The sequence below is a fragment of the Pantoea sp. B270 genome (genome assembly GCF_018726825.1).
Classification (GTDB): Bacteria; Pseudomonadota; Gammaproteobacteria; order Enterobacterales; family Enterobacteriaceae; genus Pantoea; species Pantoea dispersa.
The window spans coordinates 113,105-134,994 of sequence record NZ_JAHCSX010000002.1 but is presented as its reverse complement, the minus strand read 5'-3'; the positions used below and the strand labels follow the sequence as shown (position 1 = coordinate 134,994).

Below are 21,890 nucleotides of genomic sequence, written 5' to 3'. Positions count from 1 at the left end.
GTGATCGTGTTCACTATAATCAGTAAAGTATCCACTATAGTCAGTACTTTATTCACTATAGACAGTAGAATGTTCACTATAAACAGTGTTAATGTTCACTGTAATCAGATACCGATCCTTTTCATCCACAGAATGAAGATCTCAGGCTATGGCAGATAAAGAGAGTGAAAACAAGGCGTTACTTGAACCTTTTCTGTCGGTGACGAAAAACAGTGGTGAAGTTATTCAGCTTCATCCCAATAAAAATAACACCGTACAACCGGTCGCACTGATGCGCCTGGGTCTGTTTGTTCCTACCCTGAAGTCAACGGCGCGCGGGAAATCCGGCGCGATGGCTTCAACCGATGCCACCAAAGAGCTCAAAAACCTGTCGCTGGTGAAAGCGGAAGGCTATGAAAAGATTACCATCACCGGCGCACGGCTGGATATGGATAATGATTTCAAAACCTGGGCCGGCATCATTCAGTCTTTTTCGCGTTATCCGTCGAAGGGCGACACCGTCACGCTGCCGTTTATCGACTTCGTCAAGATGTGCGGTATTCCCTCAGCCAACTCGTCCGCGGCGCTGCGTAAGCGTCTTGACGCCTCGCTGCGACGCATCGCAACCAATACCCTGTCGTTTGAGGGGAATGGTAAAGCCTATCACACGCACCTGGTGCAGTCGGCTTACTACGATCGTGAGAAAGATCTGGTGCGCATTCAGGCCGATCCTAAGCTGTTTGAGCTGTATAACTTCGACCACAAGGTGCTGCTGCAACTGCGAGCTATCTCGCGCCTCAAGCGTAAGGAGTCGGCGCAGGCGCTGTATACTTACCTGGAAAGCCTGCCCACTAATCCGGCGCCTATCTCCCTGGCGCGCTTACGCATGCGTCTTAATCTCGGCTCAAAAACCACCACGCAAAACCATGTGGTGCGGCGCGCCATGGAGCAGCTGAAAGAGATTGGCTACCTCGACTATTCCGAAGTGAAACGCGGCCGTTCGGTGTTTTTCATCATCCACAGTCGCACGCCGAAACTCGATGGCATCAGCAATCTGGAAAGTATCGATTCGCTGGAAGACCTCGATTTCGAAGACTGACTTCATCCATTCACTATAATCAGTTCACCCTCTTTCCGCAGTGTCACTGAGCCTAAAAGTGACACTGCCGCTTTCCCCTCATTCACTGTAATCAGCACATCCTGATCTGTTCACTGTAATCGGTAGCATTCACTGTAATCAGTGGTCGCTGCCGGTATCGCCTGTTCCGTAAAAATCGTCAAACCTTCCTTTTCATGCAGAACAGCGCTTTTATTGATAGTGGGTACTTACCAGGTGGGTCGACTGACATCTTGTCTGTGCCTTAAGAGCCAGTCTGGCTGATTACAGTGAATGTCTGGTCTGCCGGGCGATTCTGCTGACCACAGTGAACACGTAAGCCTACGAGCTCACTGATTACAGTGAACGATTTATCGTATCTGACTGAAAATCAAAGTTAATAATCGATATACTGCAATATATTCACTGTATTCAGCAATTGTGCTGTAAAAGTAACCAGTAAAAGTGACAGGGTTGGTCACTATCACTGATTACAGTGAATCGTGGGAGGGATTACCGATTATAGTGAACGTCATTTCATGACGAAATGGCCCTCTGCGTCGTCTGACTTTTACTGATTGCAGTGAACGTTCTCAACGCTCCCCTACCCTCAGCGTGGCCGCTGCCCTGTAAGAAAGAGAAAGCCAGTTACTGACTACAGTGAACGTTATCGGGCTGAGGCTAAGCGGGCATGCACTGATTACAGTGAACGTGTTCGTCAGGTACTGCTGCTTCAAAGCGCAGCGCGCGCGAACCCGGCTACTGATTACAGTGAATGTTGTTAGCTGAGTGCCCTTCCCTGTGCCGCACGACCCTCCCTCGACCTGGCGCGATAAAGATGATCGGGTTTACTGATTACAGTGAATACTCAGTCAGGCAGGTCAGTAGTTCAGGCTTAAACACGCTTTTCCTTTTACTGACTACAGTGAATGCGCCGCAGCGATCAGGTTATGAATATCTGATAACGGTCACATTACTGATTACAGTGAACATTGACGAAAAGGCGTTCATAGTTTACTGACTACAGTGAATGCCGCTGGCATCGACGTCGCAGTTTACTGATTACAGTGAATCTTATACCTGCATCAATCGATGCGCTGGCAGATTGCCGCAAGGAAGGCGGCCCTGAACATCGCACTGCACTGCACTGCACTGTACGGCGCTCGCCGCGACGCAGCCCAATCTTCCTGCAGGCGATGCTCGCCAGCCCGCAATCGCAAACCGCGTAATTTTCATCATGTGCAGCTTCTCCCCTTCTCCCCTTCTCACTGGCTGGCAGCACCCCCTCACACCGTGCATTGCAGGCAGTCAGTGAGGGAAGAATGTAGTGGGCTTGTGCTGACTACAGTGAATCCTGACCATTGCGTGAGCGGATGATGCGCGGAACCACTGACTACAGTGAACATTTACTTTTGCGCACTGGCTCACCCTGGCGCCGGTAGCACTGTCCCTGCGCTAAGAATCACTGATTACAGTGAATCTTACGGCAGGGTTACTGATTGCAGTGAATGTTCTGCCGAGTACAGTGAACGCAGTTCATTCCTTTTCGCCACCCGCTGATTACAGTGAACGTGCGGGCTGCTCTGTCAGGTAACGGCGCGCCGTATTTCACCGTAATCGCCCGCTTCTGCCACACATGTCGGTTACTGATTACAGTGAACAGTGGCAGAGTGCCGCCCTTACGCCGAGCACATTTTCATCAATTGATGGGTAAACAATCAACGCGCACTACTGACTGCAGTGAACGTCTGGTTTAACCCCCTATTGCAAAAGGTCTTTTTACAACGCGAGCCGATGATGAACAGATGAGATAGATTTGCCTCATGTGCAGGATTTCGGTATAAAGTCATAAATCCTACATGTGTGGAGCAAGTATGGCTAACGATGAGAAGCAGGTTCTGAAAGTCGCTCAACGCTCAGAAAGAATGCTGATGAGCCTGACGGAGCAGATTCAGGCGCAAAAAGAAGAGTTACACGAGAATACTTTTTACCAGGTTTATGCCAAAGCGGCGTTAGCCAAGTTGCCCAGGCTGACGCGCGCCAGTGTCGATTACGCGGTTAACGAGATGGAAGAAAACGGCTATCCGTTTGATAAGCGCGCGGCCGGCAGTTCCACCAAGTACGCGATGTCGATCCAAAATATTATCGACATCTACCATCATCGCGGCGTCCCGAAATACCGCGATCGCCATCCTGAAGCGTTTACGCTGTTTGTCGGTAACCTGAAAGGCGGCGTGTCTAAAACCGTTTCCACGGTATCGCTGGCGCACGCGCTGCGCGCGCATCCGCACCTGCTGTTCGAAGATTTACGCATCCTGGTTATCGATCTCGATCCTCAGTCTTCGGCCACCATGTTCCTGAATCATGAACGTTCGGTCGGTTTGGTTGAAGCCACCGCAGCTCAGGCGATGCTGCAAAACGTCAGCCGCGACGAGCTGAAAAGCGAATTTATTGTGCCGTCGATTATTCCAGGCGTTGACGTACTGCCTGCCTCTATCGATGACGCTTTCATTGCCTCACGCTGGGAAGAGCTGTGTGCAGAGCATCTGCCGCAGCAAAACGTGCATGCGGTGCTGTATGAAAACGTGGTGGCTAAGCTGAAAAAAGATTACGACTTCATCTTTATTGACAGCGGCCCACATCTGGATGCCTTCCTGAAAAACGCCATTGCCGCTTCCGATTTGCTGATGACGCCGGTGCCGCCGGCACAGGTTGATTTCCACTCCACGCTGAAGTATCTGACGCGCCTGCCCGAGCTTATCGACATCATCGAAGAGTCGGGAGCCACCTGCCGGTTGCAGGGCAACATTGGCTTTATGTCCAAGCTGTCGAATAAAGCGGACCACAAGATGTGTCACAGCCTGGCGAAAGAGATATTTGGCGGCGATATGCTGGATGCGGCGCTACCTCGGCTGGATGGCTTTGAACGCTGCGGTGAATCGTTCGATACGGTTATCTCCGCTAACCCATCTACCTATGTCGGCAGCAGCGAAGCCCTGAAAAACGCGCGTTCGGCGGCAGAAGACTTTGCCAAAGCCGTTTTTGACCGTATTGAATTTATCCGCCTGAACTGAGGTTATTATGAGCGCAAAAAGAATCACTATTGGCCGCACCTTCAGCCAGAGCCCGTTACAAAATGAACCCAGCGAGGATGGCCACTCCCAGACGTTTATCCTTTCCACCGGTAAACGCGCCCTGTTCACCCTGGAACACATCACGGCTAAAGAGATAGAAGAACGTACGTACGTGGTGATGGAAACCAACGGCCGTGACCAGTCCGGTCTCACGCCAGAGTCACTGCGCGATATCATCCGTACCATTAAACTGCAGCAGTTCTTCCCGGCCATCGGCGTGAAGCGTGGCGATCGGATTGAAATCCTCGATGGTTCGCGTCGTCGGGCGGCCGCGCTGCACTGTAAAACCGGGCTGGATGTGCTGGTTACCGACGTTGCCATCTCTGCCGAAGAAGCCCGTCGTCTGGCGCAGGATATCCAGACCGCGCGTGAGCATAATCTGCGTGAAGTCGGCATGCGTTTGCTGTCACTGAAAGACAGCGGCCTGTCGCAAAAAGAGATTGCGCAAACTGAAGGGCTGTCACAGGCAAAAGTGACCCGCGCGCTGCAGGCTGCCAGTGTGCCGCTGGAGCTGGTCACCCTGTTCCCGAACCATTCAGAATTGACCTATCCTGACTACAAAACGCTGTTGCAGGCCTACGAAAAACTGCAGGAAACCGGTCAGACTGTTGATGCTCTGATCGAAACCATCGGTATGGATGTGGACAGCGTCTGTGCGCGTGAAGGCCTGGCGGAAGATGAAGTCAAGAATGGCATCCTGAGGCTGGTCCGTAACGGTAGCCAGACGCTGGTGCAGGCGCCGGCTAAAGATAAAGTGGTGGCGACACCGCTGTGGACCTTCGCGGATAAAGACCGTTACGCCCGCAAGAAAACGCGCGGACGCATGTTTAGCTATGAGTTTAACCGCCAGTCCAGAGAATTACAGGAAGAGCTGGATCGTGTTATCACCGAGACGCTGAATAAGTATCTCAATCAGTAATAGCGCTTCACCTCTGATGATAAGCAATCTGTAGCAGAACAATCCCGTACACCCTGTACCGTGCCGCTACAGATTGTTACCTCACCCACCTGATTCCCCCCCCAAAATTTCATCCTTCGCCAGCGTGATTTCAGCGCTAAGTGCATGAAATCAAATCAACCTTAGCCGGAATTTCAGGCTGAAATCGCCAATCCCTCAATATAATACGGTGAAACCGCGCCCTCGCCGTCTTAGTCTTTGAAAATAGCCAGCTTTGCTGGATGCGAAAGCAACAGTGAAACCAGCAGGGAGAATCCTTAACGGAATTTGCCGGAATCAGGCGACATTCGCCATGACGATTTCACCTCTAACTGACTGAAAACAGGGTTTTTATTAGCAGGATTTCAGGCTGAAATCGCCCGAATTTCACAGTAAATCCTTATGCTGCCGTGAGAATAACGGGGATTTAGCCAGACGATATTCAATGTGTTATCCACAGAAAACGTGGATAACTTTTACTGTAGCCGCTATGCCATAAGCGCCGTCTGGCTGGGCGACTGCCACACTGCATCACGCACGCGCACCGGTTTATGAATCAAACCGAGCGCATAAAAGCGGTCAGCGATAGTTTGCTGTTCTTTGATGACGTGGAAAACCATGGCCCGCGTCTGGTGGCTGCGACGGGATAAGGCACGTTCCACGGCTGCGAACTCCAGCCCCAGTTCCTGCGCCAGCATAGTGGCAGCTTCATGGCGATGATTATCGATAAAGGTCCCGGTTTGCTGCAGGCTCGTCACCAGCTGCTGCACGATATCGTCATGCTGCTGCACATAATCATGGCGCGCCAGATAAAACTGGTGATTGCGCACCCGGCCTTCGCCCTTCTCCAGCACGCGCAAATCGGCGTTGCTTTCTGCGGCACTCAGCAGCGGATCCCACATCATCCAGGCATCGACGGCCAGGTAATCGCTGGCTGTAAGCGGATACTTAGGTGGCGTGTACACCACTTTAATTTCATCCAGACCGATGCCGGCTTCCTCCAGCAGCTGCAACAGCAGCCAGTGAACATTCGATCCTTTATTGACCGAAATACGCTTACCCCGCAAATCTGCCAGGCTGTGGATAGTACTGTCGCGTGGCACCACAATCCCGACGCTGCCCGGTGCCGGTGGCTCCCAGGCGATATAAGTCACGGCGTTACCGCTGGCCTGAGCGAAGATAGGTGGCACTTCACCGGTGGTACCAAAATCAATCTCATCATTATGCAGCGCATATAACAGTTGCGGACCGGCAGGAAACTCACTCCACACCACGCTGATACCCTGCTGGTTAAAGCACTGTTCCAGCGTCTGGCGCGCTTTCAACACGCCGAGATTGCCAAATTTCTGAAAGCCAATGCGCAACTCGCGTTCAGGGCGCGCGGCCCCGCTGGCGTGCGCGAAGGCCATGACGGCGGACTTGCGCCGCCCTTTTATGACGCCCATCTGTGCCAGATGCGTGCGCAGCGTGTGCCGGCTAATGCCCAGCAGCGTGGCGGCCTGCGTCTGATTGTTGTCCGCTATTTCCAGTGCGTTACTGATCAGACTCTGAATCACCCGATCAAACAGCTGTTGCGGTTCGCGTGTAATCTGCTGGCGCAGAAAACTATCCAGCGTCGAATTGTCTGTTTCGCTGTATCCACGTTCACTGTAACCTGCCAGCCGCAGCTGCGTCGGCGTTAATGTCTCATCGCGACTGAGCAGCACCGCATTGTGCAGCGTATTCTCCAGCTCACGAATATTGCCGGGCCAGCTGTAGTCGCGCAGGGCTTCCAGCGCGTCAGGCGACAGGCGACGCGCCGGACGGCCAAGGCGGCGTGCGTACAGGGAGAGGAAATGCTGTGCCAGCAGCGGGATGTCCTCGCGACGCTGGCGCAGCGGTGGCAGGGGAACAACGGCGATATTCAGGCGATAAAACAGATCTTCACGAAAACGCCGTTCGCGAATTGCCTGGGCCAGATCGACATGGGTTGCGGCGATAACGCGCACGTCTATTTTAATGGCCTTGCGTGATCCGACGCGTGTGATCTCACGCTCCTGAAGGACGCGCAGCAGTTTAACCTGCAGCGGCAGGCTCAGTTCGCCGATCTCATCCAGCAGCAGCGTGCCGCCCTGCGCCGCTTCAAACCAGCCAGGGTGCGCCTGAGTCGCGCCGGTGAAGGCACCTTTCTCATGTCCAAATAATTCAGCTTCTGCCAGACTTTCCGTCAGGGCGCCGCAGTTGACGGCCAGAAACGGGGCATGCCGGCGTGGACTGTGATGATGCAGATACCGGGCGACCACTTCTTTGCCGGTGCCGGTTTCGCCCACAATCAGCACCGTGGCGTCGGTGGGTGCGAATTTATCCAGCAGCGACTGGAAAGCCAGCGATGCCGGGTCGACCAGGCGAGGTGAATCCGGTTGATTGTAAGGTGTCAGCATGAGGGTGGCTCCTGTAAAGGTCTGCCATCACGCTAAACCCGGCAAGTGGCAATGAACAGCAGGAAAAAAGCATAAGCAGTTGCATATGCAGCAAATGCTGTTGGCGTTGCGTTGCAATTGCAACAGACATGACGCGCTCTGATGACCTAACTGACTGAAAATGCACAATCTCTGTTTCGTTAAAAGCTGGCATGCTTTTCGCTTACGCCTATATAACCAAATAGAAAGTTAAGAATGAACGTTTTCTCATAAAGTTATATAGGATAAGCATAATGGCCGATTCTGCGCACGAGAGCATAAATGTCTTCTGGTTCCTGCCGACGCACGGCGATGGCCGTTACCTGGGTACAACAGAAGGCGGACGCCCGGTTGATTTAGCCTATTTACAGCAGGTCGCGCTGGCCGCCGACAATCTGGGCTTCTACGGCGTCCTCATTCCGACAGGGAAAAGCTGTGAGGATTCCTGGCTGGTGGCCTCCGCGCTGGCACCCATGACGCGCCGGCTGCGCTATCTGGTCGCCGTCCGTCCGGGATTACAGCCACCCACGCTGGCAGCGCGCATGGCTACCACACTGGATCGTCTGTCGGAAGGCCGTCTGCTAATTAACGTGGTCACCGGCGGCGATCCGGTGGAGAACAAAGGCGACGGCATCTTCCTCAACCACAGTGAACGTTATGAAGTGACTCGCGAGTTTCTGGATGTGTATAGCCGGCTGATGCGCGGCGAAAAAGTGGATTATCAGGGCGAGCATATTCAGGTTGAAGGCGCTGAAGTGCTTTTTCCACCGGTGCAGGAAAACGGTCCACCGCTTTACTTTGGTGGCTCATCGGAGGCAGCGATCGACGTGGCGGCGCAGCAGATTGACACCTATCTCACCTGGGGAGAGCCACCGGCGCAGGTAGCAGAAAAACTGGCGGTCGTGCGTGAGCGCGCTGAGTCACGCGGCCGGAAACTCGAATACGGTATCCGCCTGCATGTGATTGTGCGTGAAACCGAAGAAGAAGCCCGAGCGGCGGCGGATAAACTGATTGCCCATCTGGATGACGACACTATCGCTCAGGCGCAGAAGATTTTTGCCCGCATGGATTCCGCCGGTCAGGCGCGCATGAGTGCGCTGCACAACGGTTCGCGTGATAACCTCTACATTGCGCCGAATCTGTGGGCAGGCGTCGGACTGGTGCGCGGCGGTGCCGGCACCGCGCTGGTGGGCAGCCCGCAGCAGGTCGCTGAACGCATTCGGGAATACCAGGCGCTCGGCGTGACTAACTTCATTCTTTCGGGCTATCCGCATCTGGAAGAGGCCCATCGCGTGGCTGAATTGCTGCTGCCGCTGTTACCGCTGGCCCACGGTCAGCAGCAGCGCGCCCGTACCATTAACACTGGCCCGTTTGGTGAAACCATCGGCGGCGATAAGCGCCCATCGGCGAAACAGACGAGCGCCAGCTGATGCAGGAGAAGGCGATGGCAACAGCGCACATCATTATTGTCGGCGGGGGCTTCAGCGGCACAGCGCTGGCGATTCACCTCGCCCGCACGTCGCTCGCGCCGCTACTGATTACAGTGGTCGAACCGCGCGCCAGCCTCGGCGCCGGTGTTGCCTATTCCACGCCGGAACCGGCACACCGCATCAATGTGCCGGCTGCGCGTATGCAGCTCAGCGGAGAAGAGCAGGGCGCCTTTGATCGCTGGTATCGTCAGCAACCGGAATGTTCACTGGATTCAGCAGCACACTGTGCCGATGGCGCGGTGTATCCGCAGCGCGCGCTGTTTGGCCGTTATCTGGCTCAGCAGTTTGTCGCCGCCGCTGAGGCGCATCCGCATGTCACTCTGCGGCACGTTCAGGCGCGTGCGCTGGCGTGGGAAAGGCAACAACTGCTGTTGAGTAACGGTGAAACCCTGACTGGCGACATCCTGGCACTGGCGATCAGCCATCCGCCGCCGTCGCTGCCACGCATGCTACAGCCGTTTACCGACCATCCGGCGCTGATTGCCAACCCGTGGCAGCCAGGCGTGCTGGATAACATTGAGCCTGATGCATCGGTGGCGATTGTCGGCACCGGCCTGAGCATGGCTGACGTGGTGGCTTCGCTGGCGACGCGTCAGCATCAGGGGCCGCTGCTGGCGTTCTCACGGCGCGGACAACTGTCACGCGCCAATCTCAGCGGCGAATGGCCGGAGTGGACGCTGGCCGCGCAACCTCAGCCCAGCGCGCGTCACTGGCTGCGGCATATTCGTGATGAAGTCGCTCGCGCCGCCGCGCAGCAGCTGCCGTGGCAGCGTGTGCTTGATGAGGTGCGTGTGCAGGGGCAAGCCATCTGGCAGTCACTTCCGCTGCCTGAACAGCGACGCTTTGCGCGTCATCTGCGTTCATGGTGGGATGTGCATCGCTATCGCATTGCCCCGCAGGTCGCCGCCATCATCGCCCGGCGACAGCAGCAAGGTAGCCTGCAGGTGTTGGCCGCTCGCCTCGTGGCGATTCACACTCACCCGCAGCAGCTGGAAATCACCCTGCGTCAGCGCGATGGCACCCGGCAAAATCATGTGCTGGATAAACTGATTGTCACGACCGGACCGGGACATGAAGCGCTGACGTCCAGCCAGCCGCTGCTACAATCGCTCAGCGAGCAGGGCCTGATCCGCGCCGATGTGCTCGGCTTCGGCATTGATGTGGATGATCGCTCGCGCACCCTCAACCGGTCCGGTCAGCCCAACGCACGCCTGTTTGTCGTGGGCCCGGCGGCGCGCGCCCGCTTTGGCGAGCTGATGGGGTTGCCGCAGGTGGCCGATCACGCGGCCGCCGTAGCGGATGAAATTCTTAAAGTATTGCCTGTCGCTCACGCTGAGCGATGTTCCCCTTCCGCCTCCTGAACACTCAACATCCTGAAAATTAACTGACGAACGCCGGGTCGCTGCACGATCACGGCCTCGCTATGGAGATTGCTATGCCATCGCAACGAGAAATACGCCTGAATGCCTTTGATATGAACTGTGTCGGTCACCAGTCGCCCGGACTCTGGGCCCATCCCCGTGACCGCTCCTGGCAGTATAAAGATCTGGAATACTGGGTTGATTTGGCGCGCCTGCTGGAGCGCGGCAAGTTTGACGGCCTGTTCATTGCCGATGTGCTCGGCATTTACGATGTGCTGAACGGCAACGGTGACGCGGCGATACGTCAGGCCACTCAGGTGCCGGTGAACGATCCACTGGCGTTGATTACGCCGATGGCGCTGGTCACAGAGCACCTCGGTTTTGGCTTAACCGCCTCGCTGTCGTTTGAGCATCCTTATCCGTTCGCGCGCCGTTTGTCGACGCTGGACCATCTGACCAAAGGCCGCATTGGCTGGAACATCGTTACCTCCTATCTGGAGAGCGGCGCGCGCAACATTGGTCATAAAGCGCAAACCGATCATGACAGCCGGTATGACTATGCCGATGAGTACCTGCAGGTGGTCTATAAACTGCTGGAAGGCAGCTGGGAGCAGGATGCGGTGCTGCGCGATCGTCAGCGTCGCATTTTCAGCGATCCCAGCAAAATCCATCCGATTAACCATCAGGGTACGTTCTTTAACGTACCGGGCATCCATCTGTGTGAACCCTCGCCGCAGCGCACGCCGGTGCTGTATCAGGCCGGTGCATCGAGCCGCGGCAAACAGTTTGCGGCTGAGCACGCAGAATGTGTGTTTGTCGCCGCGCCGTCCAAAGTGCTGTTAAAGAAAACCGTGGCCGACATCCGGCGTCGTGCAGCCGAAGCCGGTCGCGATCCGCGCAGTATTTTGATCTTCAACCTGCAGACGGTGATTGTCGGTGAAACCGATCGGGCGGCGCAGGCGAAGTGGCAGGAGTATAAAAACTGGGTCAGCTACGAAGGCGCGCTGGCGCTGGTCTCTGGCTGGACCGGCATCGACTTTGGACAATATCAGCCGGACCAGGTGCTGAAATACCTGCACACCAACGCCATTCAGTCGGCGGTTGAAACTTTCTCTACTGCCGATCCCGATCGTCAATGGACGGTGAAAGCGCTGGCTGACTGGGTGGGCATCGGCGGTTTTGGCCCGCTGCTGGTGGGCAGTGCGGCAACGGTGGCGGATGAGTTGCAGAGCTGGGTAGAGGAGACCGACGTGGATGGTTTCAACCTGGCGTATGCGCTGACCCATGAAACCTTTGAGGATGTGGTCGAGCTGCTGATTCCGGAGCTGCAAAAACGCGGCGTTTACAAACAGGATTACGCCGCGGGCACGCTACGCGAAAAGCTGTTTGCCGCCGGGCCGCAGCTCAGCGCGCCGCATCCGGGTGCTGGCTATCGCGTACGCAGCGCGCAGCAGCAGGAGGTCATATGATCGAAATCGAGCGCCTGAGTAAACACTACCGTGCGCCGGACGGTCGCGTCACCGACGTGTTGAAAAACATCACGCTGCAGGTGCCGGAAGCCAGCATCACCGCGGTGGTCGGACCGAGCGGTGCCGGAAAATCTACGCTGGCGAAATGCATCAGCCTGCTGGAGCAGCCGAGCGGCGGCAGCATCCGGGTTAACGGCAGCGATTTATCCCGGCTGGATGGCGAAGCGCTGCGCCGCGCGCGTCGCGCTATCGGCACGGTATTTCAGTCTTCCGCGCTGCTGCAGCGTAAAAGTGCCTGGGAAAATATCGCGCTGCCGCTGCGCTATCTCGGTGTGGTCGAGCGCGATATCCGCGCCCGCGTCGGCGAGCTGCTGGAGAGTGTCGGACTGAGCCACAAAGCCAGCGCCTTTCCCGCCCAGCTCTCCGGTGGGCAGCGGCAGCGCATCGGTATTGCCCGCGCACTGGCGCTGCGTCCGTCTGTACTGCTGGCCGACGAAGCCACCTCCGGCCTCGATCCGGAAGCGACGGTCACCATCCTTGAGCTGCTGAAAAAATTGCGTGACGACTACCGGCTGGCAATCGTGCTGATCACCCATGAGATGGATGCCGTACGTCAGGCGGCGGATGCGGTTGCCGAGATTCGCGATGGAGAGATAGTGCAGTATGGCACCGTCAGTGCGCTGCTGGCACAGCCGGACAGCGCGCTCGGCCAGCGGCTGCTGCCGCTGACGGCACAAACCAGTGATGCCGGACTGGTGCTGCAGCTTAGCTACCGTACCGATGTCGCGGTGGCCAGCGACTGGATTTCGCGCATCAGCCAGCAGTTCGCTTTAAAGGTGGATCTGCTGGGGGCGCATGTCGAGCGGGTCAATGGCGTCCAGGCCGGACGGTTGCAGGTGGGCATTCATTTTCAGCAGGAGCAGGTGCCGCTGGCACGGTTGCTGACGCAGCTGGAGCAGTATGGCCTGGCGGCCAGCGTTGCTGTCAGCATGCCGCCCTTGCGGGAGGCGGTATGAGCGTATCCGTGATAAGCCAGGACACGCCCTGGCCTGAAATTCCGGCACTGATGCTGCCAGCGCTGGGTGAAACCGCGCTGATGGTTGCCATTGTGATGCTGTTTGTGGTGAGCCTCGGTGGCGTGGTTGGCGTGGTGCTGTTTAACACCTCGCCGCGCGGCCTGTTTCCACAGCGCGGCGTGCATCGGGTGCTGAGCTGGATCGTCAATATGGGGCGCTCGTTACCGTTTCTGGTGCTGATGGCGGCCATCATTCCGTTTACCTTCTGGCTCACCGGCACCACCATCGGCATTCCGGCGGCGGTGGTACCGATGATCGCCGCCGGTATTCCTTTCTTTGGCCGCCTGGTCGACAACGCATTACGTGAGCTGCCTGGTGAAGTTACTGCCGTGGGGCTGGTGTGCGGCGGTTCGCGCTGGCAGATCATCCGCTCCGCCCAGCTGAGTGAAGCGCTGCCGGCGATTGTCGCAGCTATCACGCTCAACCTGATCTCCATGATTGAGTACTCGGCCATCGCCGGCACCATTGGCGCTGGCGGCATTGGCTACCTGGCGGTGGTGTATGGCTATCAGCGGTTCGATAACCACATCATGATCGCCACCATCATAGTGTTAATTGCACTGATTCAGACCATTCAATTTTTCGGCGACCGGCTGGTTGCGGCCTTGCGCCATCCTCAGGGGACATCGTTATGACAACACAAGAATTTGAGTTACGTAAAACACGCCGCTGGCCGTGGCTGCTGCTGATTATAGTGGTCATTTTGCTGGCCGTCGCTGGCTGGTTGTGGCGCAGCCAGCAGCCGCAGGCGGTGGTGTTTGGCACCACGCTGAAAGTGCATTATGAGCCGGCAATGGCCGGGGAACAGAAGCTGATTGACTATGTGGGTGAGCATATCGCGCCGGACTACGGCCTGAAGCTGGAGGCGGTCGGTGTGCAGGATCCGGTGCAGGCGGACCGTGCGGTAGCAGAAGGGCAGTATGCTGCGACGGTCTATCAGCATCAGTGGTGGCTGAAGCAGGTGGTCGATGCTAACGGCTTCCAGCTCACTTCCAGCCTGCCTCTGTTCCAGTGGGCCTTTGGTATTTACTCCGATCGCTACCGCTCGGTGGCGGATTTACCGCAGGGCGCAACCATTGTAGTGCCTGACGATGGGGCGAATCAGGGCCAGGCGCTCTGGCTGCTGGCGCGTCAGGGATTGATCACCCTCGATCCGACGGTAGAACCACGCACCGCCAAACTGAAAAACATTGTCGGTAATCCGCACGGTTTCGTGTTTAAAGAGCTGGATCTGCTGACCATGCCGCGGGCGCTCAATTCGGTCGATGCGGCGATTGGTTATGTGTCGCAGTTTGACGCCGGTAAAGTCCCGCGTGACAAAGGCATTCTGTTCCCGCCCGCGCCGCGCACCTTTTCCTCGCAGCTGGTGATCGGTACGCCTTACCTGGAGCAGGAGAACATCGTCAAACTCAGGCAGGCTTTTGCCGATCCGCGCGTACAGCAGTGGCTAAAAACCACCGATGACCCGCTGGTCAAAGGCGTACTGGTGCCGGTTTCTGCTGAATAACACTACTGCCGAATACGCTACCCGGACCCGCACTGCGCGTCCGGGTTTTAGTGTTGGTGTCTTTATTATCTTATTGATTATATTGTAATTAATAGCAAATATTGTTGCTTTGGTTCCCTGCATAAAGCGCTTATAACCACCTCACCTGCACAACAAAAACAGACGTGAGGCGTTATGAGTACTCTTCCTTTAGAAAACACCTTGCCGGCTTCGCAACCGGTACGTTCGGTCAGTGATGTGGCAAGGCTGATCAACACCCGCAGTAGCAAAAACAACTATGCGCGCATGATTGTGTTTCTCGCGTTGGGTGGCGTGTTTCTCGACGCCTACGACCTGACTACACTGTCGTACGGCATCGATGACGTGGTGCGCGAGTTCCAGCTATCGCCGTTCACCACCGGGCTGGTCACTTCATCCATCATGGTCGGCACCATCGTCGGCAACCTGATTGGTGGCTGGCTGACGGATAAGTACGGCCGCTATTCGGTGTTCATGGCCGACATGCTGTTTTTTGTCGTATCGGCGATAGCGGCGGGCTTAGCACCCAACGTCTGGGTGCTGATTGGCGCGCGTTTCCTGATGGGCATTGGCGTGGGCATCGATCTGCCGGTGGCGATGTCTTATCTGGCGGAATTTTCTAAATTTGCCGGCAAAGGCAACAAAGCCGCACGGCTCGCGGCCTGGTGCCCGATGTGGTATGCGGCTTCCACTGTGTGTTTCCTGCTGATTTTTGGCCTCTATTTTCTGCTGCCTAAAGATCATCTCGACTGGCTGTGGCGCGCCTCGCTGCTGTTTGGCGCGGTACCTGCGCTGTTGATCATCGCGGTGCGCAGTAAGTTCATGAATGAATCACCGTTGTGGGCCGCGAATCAGGGCGATCTGACCTCGGCGGTGCGTATCCTGCGTGATTCGTACGGTATTCATGCTCACGAAGCAGAACCGGAAACGCCACCCGCGGCGGCGGCGCCGAAGGTGAGTTTTCGCGTACTGTTCCAGAAGCCGTGGCGTGAACGCACCCTCGTTGCCGGCGTAATGAATATCTGTATTTCGTTTGAGTACACCGCCATCGCCTTCTTCCTGCCGTCGATACTGGCGCAATTTCTCGGTGCCGGTGTGTTCGAGACCATCTCAGCTTCGCTGGGGCTGAACGCGCTGTTTGCCTTTACCGGCGGGCTGCTGGGGATGCGCCTGGCGTGGAAATATCCGTCACGCCACGTGGCGATCGCTGGCTTTGCGCTGCAGTTTTTTGCTCTGGTGGCGCTGGCGTTGATTGGCCACCCGCAGGCGCTGGTGGGCATCGTGTTTGCGGTGCTGATGCTCGGACTGTGGCTGTTTGCCGAAGGATTCGGGCCGGGCGCACAGCTGATGGTCTATCCGGCGCTCTCGTATCCCACCTCGATTCGCGCGACCGGCGTCGGCTTTAGCCGTGCGCTGTCGGGCATCGGCAGTGCGCTGGCGCTGTTCATTCTGCCGATTCTGCAGGCGGCGCTCGGCACCAACATGTTCTGGGTGGTATCGCTGGCCGCCATCATTCCGATCTTTTTCCTGCTGGCGGTGCGTCACGAACCGACCCGCCACGACATCGACGACCTTTCCCCTCAGGAGTAAAACATGAGCATTCTCTCTACCGGTACTGACTATGACACGCTGGCGGCGCACTTCCGACCGCTGTTTGCCCGCATCGCGGCGGGCGCGGCGGAACGCGAGCGTACGCGTACCTTGCCTTATGAACCACTGCAGTGGCTGAAGGAGGCCGGCTTTGGCACGGTGCGTATTCCACAGCAAAAAGGTGGCTGGGGCGCCTCGCTGCCGCAGCTGTTTCAGCTGTTGATTGAACTGGCGGAAGCGGATTCCAACCTGCCGCAGGCGCTGCGCGCGCACTTTGCTTTTGTCGAGGACCGGCTCAACCAGCCGGACAATGCGGAGCGCGACGCGTGGTTTCGCCGCTTTGTTGATGGCGAGCTGGTGGGCAGCGGCTGGACGGAGATTGGCAACGTCAGGCTGGGCGACGTGATCACCCGCGTTACGCCTGCCGCCAATGGCTGGACGCTGAATGGCGAGAAGTTTTACAGTACCGGTGCGCTGTTCGCCGACTGGATAGATGTTTATGCGCGTCGCGATGACAATCAGGGTGACGTGATCGCGCTGGTGAATACGCATCAGCCGGGCGTTACGCGCGAAGATGACTGGGACGGATTTGGCCAGCGCCTGACCGGCAGCGGCACAACACGCTTCGAGCACGCGCATGTGGAGACGCAGCACGTGTATGATTTTGCCACGCGCTTCCGTTATCAGACCGCGTATTACCAGCACGTGTTGCTGGCGACGCTGGCGGGCATTGCGCGCGCGGTCGCGCGGGACGGCGCGGCAGCCGTTGCCGCACGCAACCGCGTTTACAGTCACGGCAACGGAGCGGCCTCGCGGCAGGATGCGCAGGTGCTGCAGGTGGTAGGCGAGATCACCAGTCTGGCATTTGCCGTCGAAGCCACGGTGATTCGCGCTACCCATTCACTGCAATCAGCGTATGAAGCGCACGTCAGTGCCGATGAAGCGGCCATCGCCGCCATCAACAACCTGGCGGAAGCCGAGGCCGGACAGGCGCAGGTGATCGCCAGCGAGCTGGTACCGCGTGCTGCCACCGAATTGTTTAATGCGCTTGGCGCGTCGGATACGCGCGTCAGCAAAGCGCTGGATCGTCACTGGCGCAATGCGCGCACCGTCTCGTCGCATAACCCGGTGATCTACAAAGCGCGCGACATCGGTGACTGGAAAGTCAACGGCACGCCGCCAACCGGCATCTGGCAAATCGGCAGGGGAGAGGGGTAACCAGCCTTGATGAGCAAACGGCGCCGTTTTATGGCGCAGAATCCGGCTGCGTCATGGAATTAGCACCTCATAAGCCGCAACCCGGCGGCTTAAGAGCGGTATTCAATAATATTGAAACCTTCATCAGCCGCTGGTGCTGAGAAATGACGGCTTATGATTTCAAACTGATCATCTGAAGCGGCAAAATCGTGGGTGCCGGCTGCGTTACGGGCACGTAATCGGCTCTTACACACCTCATAAGGGACGTTAAGGAAATGCAGGTGGTTAGCAGCACCTGATGCTTTAATGATACTCAGCATCCATTCACGACTGGCTGGTGTATTAGCCGGAAAATCCAGGACTACCGACATCCCCGCGTTAAGTAATGATACCAGATGCGGTTTCATGGCATATCTGAGCTGAGAAGAATACTGCAAGTAATCCGCGACCGAGTGCATTTCATCGGCATAGAGCGCTGCAAGCCAGCGATCTTCACTGATAATGATAGTGCGCGGTGCAGCGCCTAATTTTGCGCATAACGTAGATTTACCCGACGCAATTTTTCCACATAACAGGTGAACCGTGGCTTTTTCAGGTGATGCGACATCGGTGGTGTTCATGGCTGACCTCACTGGTTGATTACCGGTAAGGCCCGCCTTACCGGCGGGAAAATGGCAAACGTTATCCCACCTGAACGTGCAAGGTGATAATAATGATTGCGGAAGACAGGGCTGAGCAAGTTTTCATCGTTTTAAACTAACAGGTTAAGTCTCAATAATCACCTGATGCTTTGCTTTAGCTGTGATGTCAGCGTGGTATTGATAGCGGAGTGCGCAGGGGGGAGGGCCGTTTGGTGCCGGGAGCGGACATTGTTCAGGTGTCAGGCAGGTATCTCAGGGACAGATTATCCCCGGATGGCTGGCTTAATATCTGTTAAAGGTTTCACACCCACAGGCCGATAAAAACAGGAGCGACAGAAACGTAAGGAGATGCGCATGTATGGAAAACTGGTCATTACGGGAATAATAGTAACGTTGTTAAGTGGATGTTCGGCTGGGTTTAGGCCTTCTCTGGAAGACTATAAAGGTTCAGATGCAGCCAGGGTTCGTGCTGCATCTGAGGGCAATACAGCCCTGCAATTTTACGAAAAACAGCCGAGTGGCTGTTATAAAAAAGTTTTAGAGCGCCGGGTTACGGCTGGTCTGGCTATTCTCGGTATTCCTGTGTCAGGAAATAAAAAAATCGGAATGCCAGAATCAAGTAACAATAAGGGGGCTTTCATAAATGAATTTACGATCAAGCCGGGGCAACTGATAAGTATAATTCATTACTGGACTCAGCCGGGCTACTACCAAAATACAGAACGATCTGTCTCCACCAGATTCATTCCTCAGCCAAATCATGATTACGATATCGTCGTCACTGGCTCAGAATTTGGCGGGGATAGCGTATCGGTGAGAGATCTGGATCCAGGCGCTAAGATAGTTGGATGGGAAGGCAATTTCTGCCCCTCCGGTATATTTGATTAATTGCATGACGCTGGTCACCGTGTGTACGCTTAAGCCCACCCTGGAGTGGGCTTTTTTATGTGGTATTCAAACCAGGCAGAGGTTGAGGACAATAGCTGTTACGGGATTCAGCACAAGGCTAAGTCAGCGTAGCGGTGTGGTGCGCCAGGGGGCTGGGAGAAGGCGGAGACAAAAGACGTTTAGCGAAACGGTGCTTACAATTCATAGAGTTACATAATATTAATACTCCCGGGTGACTTCATGCGCTGTTCTACACTTACACATTCAATCAAGCCTTTTGATTGAAAAAGCAGCATCACTGAGAGGGAGGCGACCGCAAAGCGTCACGCAGCCGCAGCCTTCATAACTGATCATGCACGTGAGGAGAACATCATGAAAGCAGTTGTCTATAACGGACCTTTTGACGTTTCAGTCAAAGAGGTTCCGGATCCCAAAATCGTTCGCCCTACCGATGTGCTTGTCCGTATTACCACCACCAATATCTGCGGTTCGGATCTGCATATGTACGAAGGACGAACCAGCTTCGAACAGGGTCGCATCTTTGGCCATGAAAATCTGGGGCAGGTCATTGAAATCGGCAGCGCGGTTGAGCGGGTGAAAGTTGGCGATTATGTCTGCCTGCCCTTTAATGTCGGCTGCGGATTCTGTGAAAATTGCGAGAAAGGGTTAACCGGCTACTGCCTGACGGCAAATCCGGGTACGGCCGGGGCCGCCTATGGCTTTGCTGAAATGGGCGAGTGGGATGGCGGCCAGGCGGAGTTACTGCGTGTGCCCTATGCTGACTTTAACTGTCTGGTGCTGCCGCCGGATGCGGTAGAAAAAGAGGAGGACTACGTTTTACTTTCCGACATCTTCCCCACCGGCTGGCATGCCACTGAACTGGCAGGATTGCGCCCCGGAGAAAATGTGGCGATTTATGGTGCAGGCCCGGTCGGCCTGATGGCGGCTCACTCGGCCATGATTAAAGGCGCATCGCAGGTGTTTGTGGTTGATACCCATCCGGACAGACTGGCGCTGGCCGAACAGCTGGGCGCAGTAGCGATCAATGGGGTGGGCGATGAGGCTGTAAACAAAATTCTCGAGTTAACCGACGGGCGCGGCACGGATTGCGGTTGTGAGTGTGTGGGGTATCAATGTTGCAATAAGTATGGCCACGAGGATAACTCTGCCACGCTTAACAGTCTTGTCGCGTCAACTAAGGCCACGGGCGGCATCGGTGCGGTCGGCGTTTTTGTTCCGCAGGATCCCGGAGGCGCGACCGACCTGGCCAAAGAGGGTAAAGTGCCATTCGATTTTGGGAATTTCTGGTTCAAAGGTCAGTCAATCAAGACCGGTCAGTGTAATGTCAAAGCGTACAACCGCCAGCTCGCAAGGCTTATCCATCAGGGCAGAGCCAATCCGGCGCAGATCATCTCGCATCGACTTGCTCTGGCAGACGCTGCCGAAGGCTATAAGCATTTTGATGATCGTGATAATGGCTGGACAAAAGTCATTCTGAAACCCTGAAATTCAGGTAACTCAGAAGAGCTAAGACACATTCAGGCGGTGGGAAGAGGGAGAACGAAAACTGCCTGTCTGTGGCTGGCTATATCTGGCATGACCACATTAATGACATATCAGCGTAAATCCGGCAGAAATTTGCCCACTGCTTATCCAGTTTGATGCACATGCGCAGCCTCTGTTCCTCAGGGCACGAAGCCGCACAGTGATTACATGCCGCAACAAAGATAACAAGCTTCGAGGCATTTCTGGTCTTCGTCTGACATCATTCCTCCTCAGCTAAAGTTATTTATCAGGCATGAAAGAGATAACGGATTATTCAACTTTGTAATAACTAATTTTTTAATTATCATTTTTCATGATTTGCTAATGCCCGCGATGAGCGAGAAGGGGACACAACATTAATGTGATAATCGTGCGAGGGAGCTAAACGCCTGGTATTATAGCCATATGAATGATCATGACGGAGAAAAGGCTAATGAAAATTACACTTAAAAAAGAAAATGGAACATCCGAAACACAGGATGTTGCATCTTTGATTATCACATTAAGTAATGGTGAAACCGTTGAAATTAGTGACGAAAGCCAGCAGCGCCCGTCGCATCTTTCGGAAGGAATTACGGTGTGGGGAGGAAGCATGCCGAAAGAAGGTGCCTCCATTGATGACCTCAGGGCTTCAACGCGATCATTAGGTATTTATCCCCTTGCCGCTAATTTGATTCACCTTTTCCCACTCAGTAAATAGCCGCTAAATACAGCACTATGTGAGTTTCGTCTGGGGGCATTTGAGTCGGATAATCGTAAACATCGGCTTTTGCCATAGAACGAATTGACGAACAGACCGATGTCCGCTTTGAGCGAAAAGCGGACATCATCCGTTTAATTTGCAAGCAATTCGGGAAACAGGTTGTTTGCGTATACATGACTTTGCCGGCGATCTCTTTTTGCCGGGCTTGCAGTCTGTGGTTAGTTGAACACACCGTTAATCACGGCGGTCACAACTGCTGTGCTCAACGCAATAAGCACTAAATCATCTCCCACCGCGCGCCACTCGTAGCCGGGGTAGTAAGGTAGCGCATTGATCATCGATGCTGGCAAATTTTTCTTAGCAATACCCGGTGGCAATGCTTTCCCACGCGCCACTTTCTTAGCGATTCCCGGCGGCAGAGACTGATAGCCTACCAGGCCATAGTTGACGGCGAGCGCTCGTGCCTGAGAGAAGCTGATATCAGATTGAACATGATCGGGGTGCCGGGCGTTCTTGCGATGTCCATGTTCGTTTTTCGACGATGCGTAACCCTGCTCTTTATTTCCGTGCGCGCCATTATTACCGTGATTGCCATTGCCATTGCCATTGCCATTGCCATTGCCATTGCCATTGCCATTGCCAGGGTTTGCATAAGCCGGTGCAACAAAAACGGCGAAACCAATCATCAGAGCAAAGGTTGTTTTGAGCGTGCGTTGCGTGAGCATGACAGATGTCCTTAATAGTATGTGTTGCCTTATTGAAATATAGAACGAGGCGGCAATCTTAACCATCACCTCATTTCTGAAATATCAGTAATGTAA

General features: G+C 55.4%; 17 protein-coding genes. 14 read left to right on the top strand and 3 right to left on the bottom strand.

Going from position 1 to position 21,890, the window contains the following annotated elements:
- Window positions 1-148: 148 nt before the first annotated feature.
- The 3 genes from KOL70_RS16925 to KOL70_RS16915 all read left to right on the top strand — a co-directional run bounded on the left by KOL70_RS16925 (window position 149) and on the right by KOL70_RS16915 (window position 5,128).
- Window positions 149-1,078, top strand: coding sequence for a RepB family plasmid replication initiator protein (locus tag KOL70_RS16925; protein WP_021508802.1), 930 nt, complete (start codon window positions 149-151; stop codon window positions 1,076-1,078).
- Between the two features lie 1,871 nt (window positions 1,079-2,949).
- A complete protein-coding gene (locus tag KOL70_RS16920) occupies window positions 2,950-4,149 on the top strand; it encodes an AAA family ATPase (RefSeq protein ID WP_125311079.1) in 1,200 nt (399 codons plus the stop codon).
- A 7-nt stretch (window positions 4,150-4,156) separates the two neighbouring features.
- Window positions 4,157-5,128, top strand: a complete 972-nt coding sequence (locus tag KOL70_RS16915) for a ParB family protein (protein WP_125311077.1) — start codon at window positions 4,157-4,159, stop codon at window positions 5,126-5,128.
- 506 nt (window positions 5,129-5,634) lie between these two features.
- Here the strand turns inward: KOL70_RS16915 and KOL70_RS16910 are convergent.
- On the bottom strand, window positions 5,635-7,566 hold the full coding sequence (locus tag KOL70_RS16910; RefSeq protein ID WP_125311075.1) for a sigma-54-dependent Fis family transcriptional regulator: 1,932 nt from the start codon (window positions 7,564-7,566) through the stop codon (window positions 5,635-5,637).
- Window positions 7,567-7,838: 272 nt separating this feature from the next.
- Between KOL70_RS16910 and ssuD the strand changes: the two genes are divergently transcribed.
- The 8 genes from ssuD to KOL70_RS16870 all read left to right on the top strand — a co-directional run bounded on the left by ssuD (window position 7,839) and on the right by KOL70_RS16870 (window position 17,313).
- Entirely contained in the window at window positions 7,839-9,014 is a 1,176-nt protein-coding gene (gene ssuD, locus KOL70_RS16905) for an FMNH2-dependent alkanesulfonate monooxygenase (protein ID WP_058758931.1), read from the top strand.
- Window positions 9,015-9,028: 14 nt separating this feature from the next.
- Window positions 9,029-10,435 (top strand): FAD/NAD(P)-binding protein, encoded by a 1,407-nt coding sequence (locus KOL70_RS16900; protein WP_215481105.1) that lies wholly within the window; start codon window positions 9,029-9,031, stop codon window positions 10,433-10,435.
- A 74-nt stretch (window positions 10,436-10,509) separates the two neighbouring features.
- The gene (locus KOL70_RS16895; RefSeq protein ID WP_058780980.1) at window positions 10,510-11,904 is read left to right on the top strand and encodes an LLM class flavin-dependent oxidoreductase; all 1,395 of its coding nucleotides are present in this window, start codon (window positions 10,510-10,512) and stop codon (window positions 11,902-11,904) included.
- Window positions 11,901-12,920: a methionine ABC transporter ATP-binding protein gene (locus tag KOL70_RS16890; protein ID WP_215481103.1), complete on the top strand. Its 1,020-nt coding sequence runs from the start codon at window positions 11,901-11,903 to the stop codon at window positions 12,918-12,920. The genes KOL70_RS16895 and KOL70_RS16890 overlap by 4 nt, the downstream gene beginning before the upstream one ends.
- Window positions 12,917-13,615, top strand: a complete 699-nt coding sequence (locus tag KOL70_RS16885; RefSeq protein WP_215481102.1) for a methionine ABC transporter permease — start codon at window positions 12,917-12,919, stop codon at window positions 13,613-13,615. The genes KOL70_RS16890 and KOL70_RS16885 overlap by 4 nt, the downstream gene beginning before the upstream one ends.
- Window positions 13,612-14,487: a MetQ/NlpA family ABC transporter substrate-binding protein gene (locus KOL70_RS16880; protein WP_215481100.1), complete on the top strand. Its 876-nt coding sequence runs from the start codon at window positions 13,612-13,614 to the stop codon at window positions 14,485-14,487. Before KOL70_RS16885 ends, KOL70_RS16880 begins: the two co-directional genes overlap by 4 nt.
- A 174-nt stretch (window positions 14,488-14,661) precedes the next feature.
- On the top strand, window positions 14,662-16,095 hold the full coding sequence (locus KOL70_RS16875; protein WP_125311069.1) for an MFS transporter: 1,434 nt from the start codon (window positions 14,662-14,664) through the stop codon (window positions 16,093-16,095).
- A gap of 3 nt (window positions 16,096-16,098) precedes the next feature.
- Entirely contained in the window at window positions 16,099-17,313 is a 1,215-nt protein-coding gene (locus KOL70_RS16870; RefSeq protein ID WP_058776165.1) for an acyl-CoA dehydrogenase family protein, read from the top strand.
- A gap of 89 nt (window positions 17,314-17,402) precedes the next feature.
- On the opposite strand, the gene KOL70_RS16865 is transcribed toward KOL70_RS16870, so the two are convergent.
- Entirely contained in the window at window positions 17,403-17,912 is a 510-nt protein-coding gene (locus KOL70_RS16865; protein WP_215481098.1) for an ATP-binding protein, read from the bottom strand.
- A 375-nt stretch (window positions 17,913-18,287) separates the two neighbouring features.
- On the opposite strand from KOL70_RS16865, the gene KOL70_RS16860 reads away from it, so the two are divergent.
- The 3 genes from KOL70_RS16860 (at window position 18,288) to KOL70_RS16850 (ending at window position 21,066) form a co-directional block, all read left to right on the top strand.
- Window positions 18,288-18,821 (top strand): hypothetical protein, encoded by a 534-nt coding sequence (locus tag KOL70_RS16860; protein WP_166710630.1) that lies wholly within the window; start codon window positions 18,288-18,290, stop codon window positions 18,819-18,821.
- 372 nt (window positions 18,822-19,193) lie between these two features.
- Window positions 19,194-20,327 carry a glutathione-independent formaldehyde dehydrogenase gene (locus KOL70_RS16855; protein ID WP_215481096.1) on the top strand — a complete coding sequence of 378 codons (1,134 nt, stop codon included), beginning with the start codon at window positions 19,194-19,196 and terminating at the stop codon, window positions 20,325-20,327.
- A gap of 472 nt (window positions 20,328-20,799) precedes the next feature.
- A complete protein-coding gene (locus tag KOL70_RS16850) occupies window positions 20,800-21,066 on the top strand; it encodes a hypothetical protein (RefSeq protein ID WP_072208583.1) in 267 nt (88 codons plus the stop codon).
- Window positions 21,067-21,287: 221 nt separating this feature from the next.
- Here KOL70_RS16850 and KOL70_RS16845 read toward each other — a convergent pair whose 3' ends face one another.
- Window positions 21,288-21,794 carry an anti-virulence regulator CigR family protein gene (locus KOL70_RS16845; RefSeq protein WP_215481094.1) on the bottom strand — a complete coding sequence of 169 codons (507 nt, stop codon included), beginning with the start codon at window positions 21,792-21,794 and terminating at the stop codon, window positions 21,288-21,290.
- Window positions 21,795-21,890: the final 96 nt, after the last annotated feature.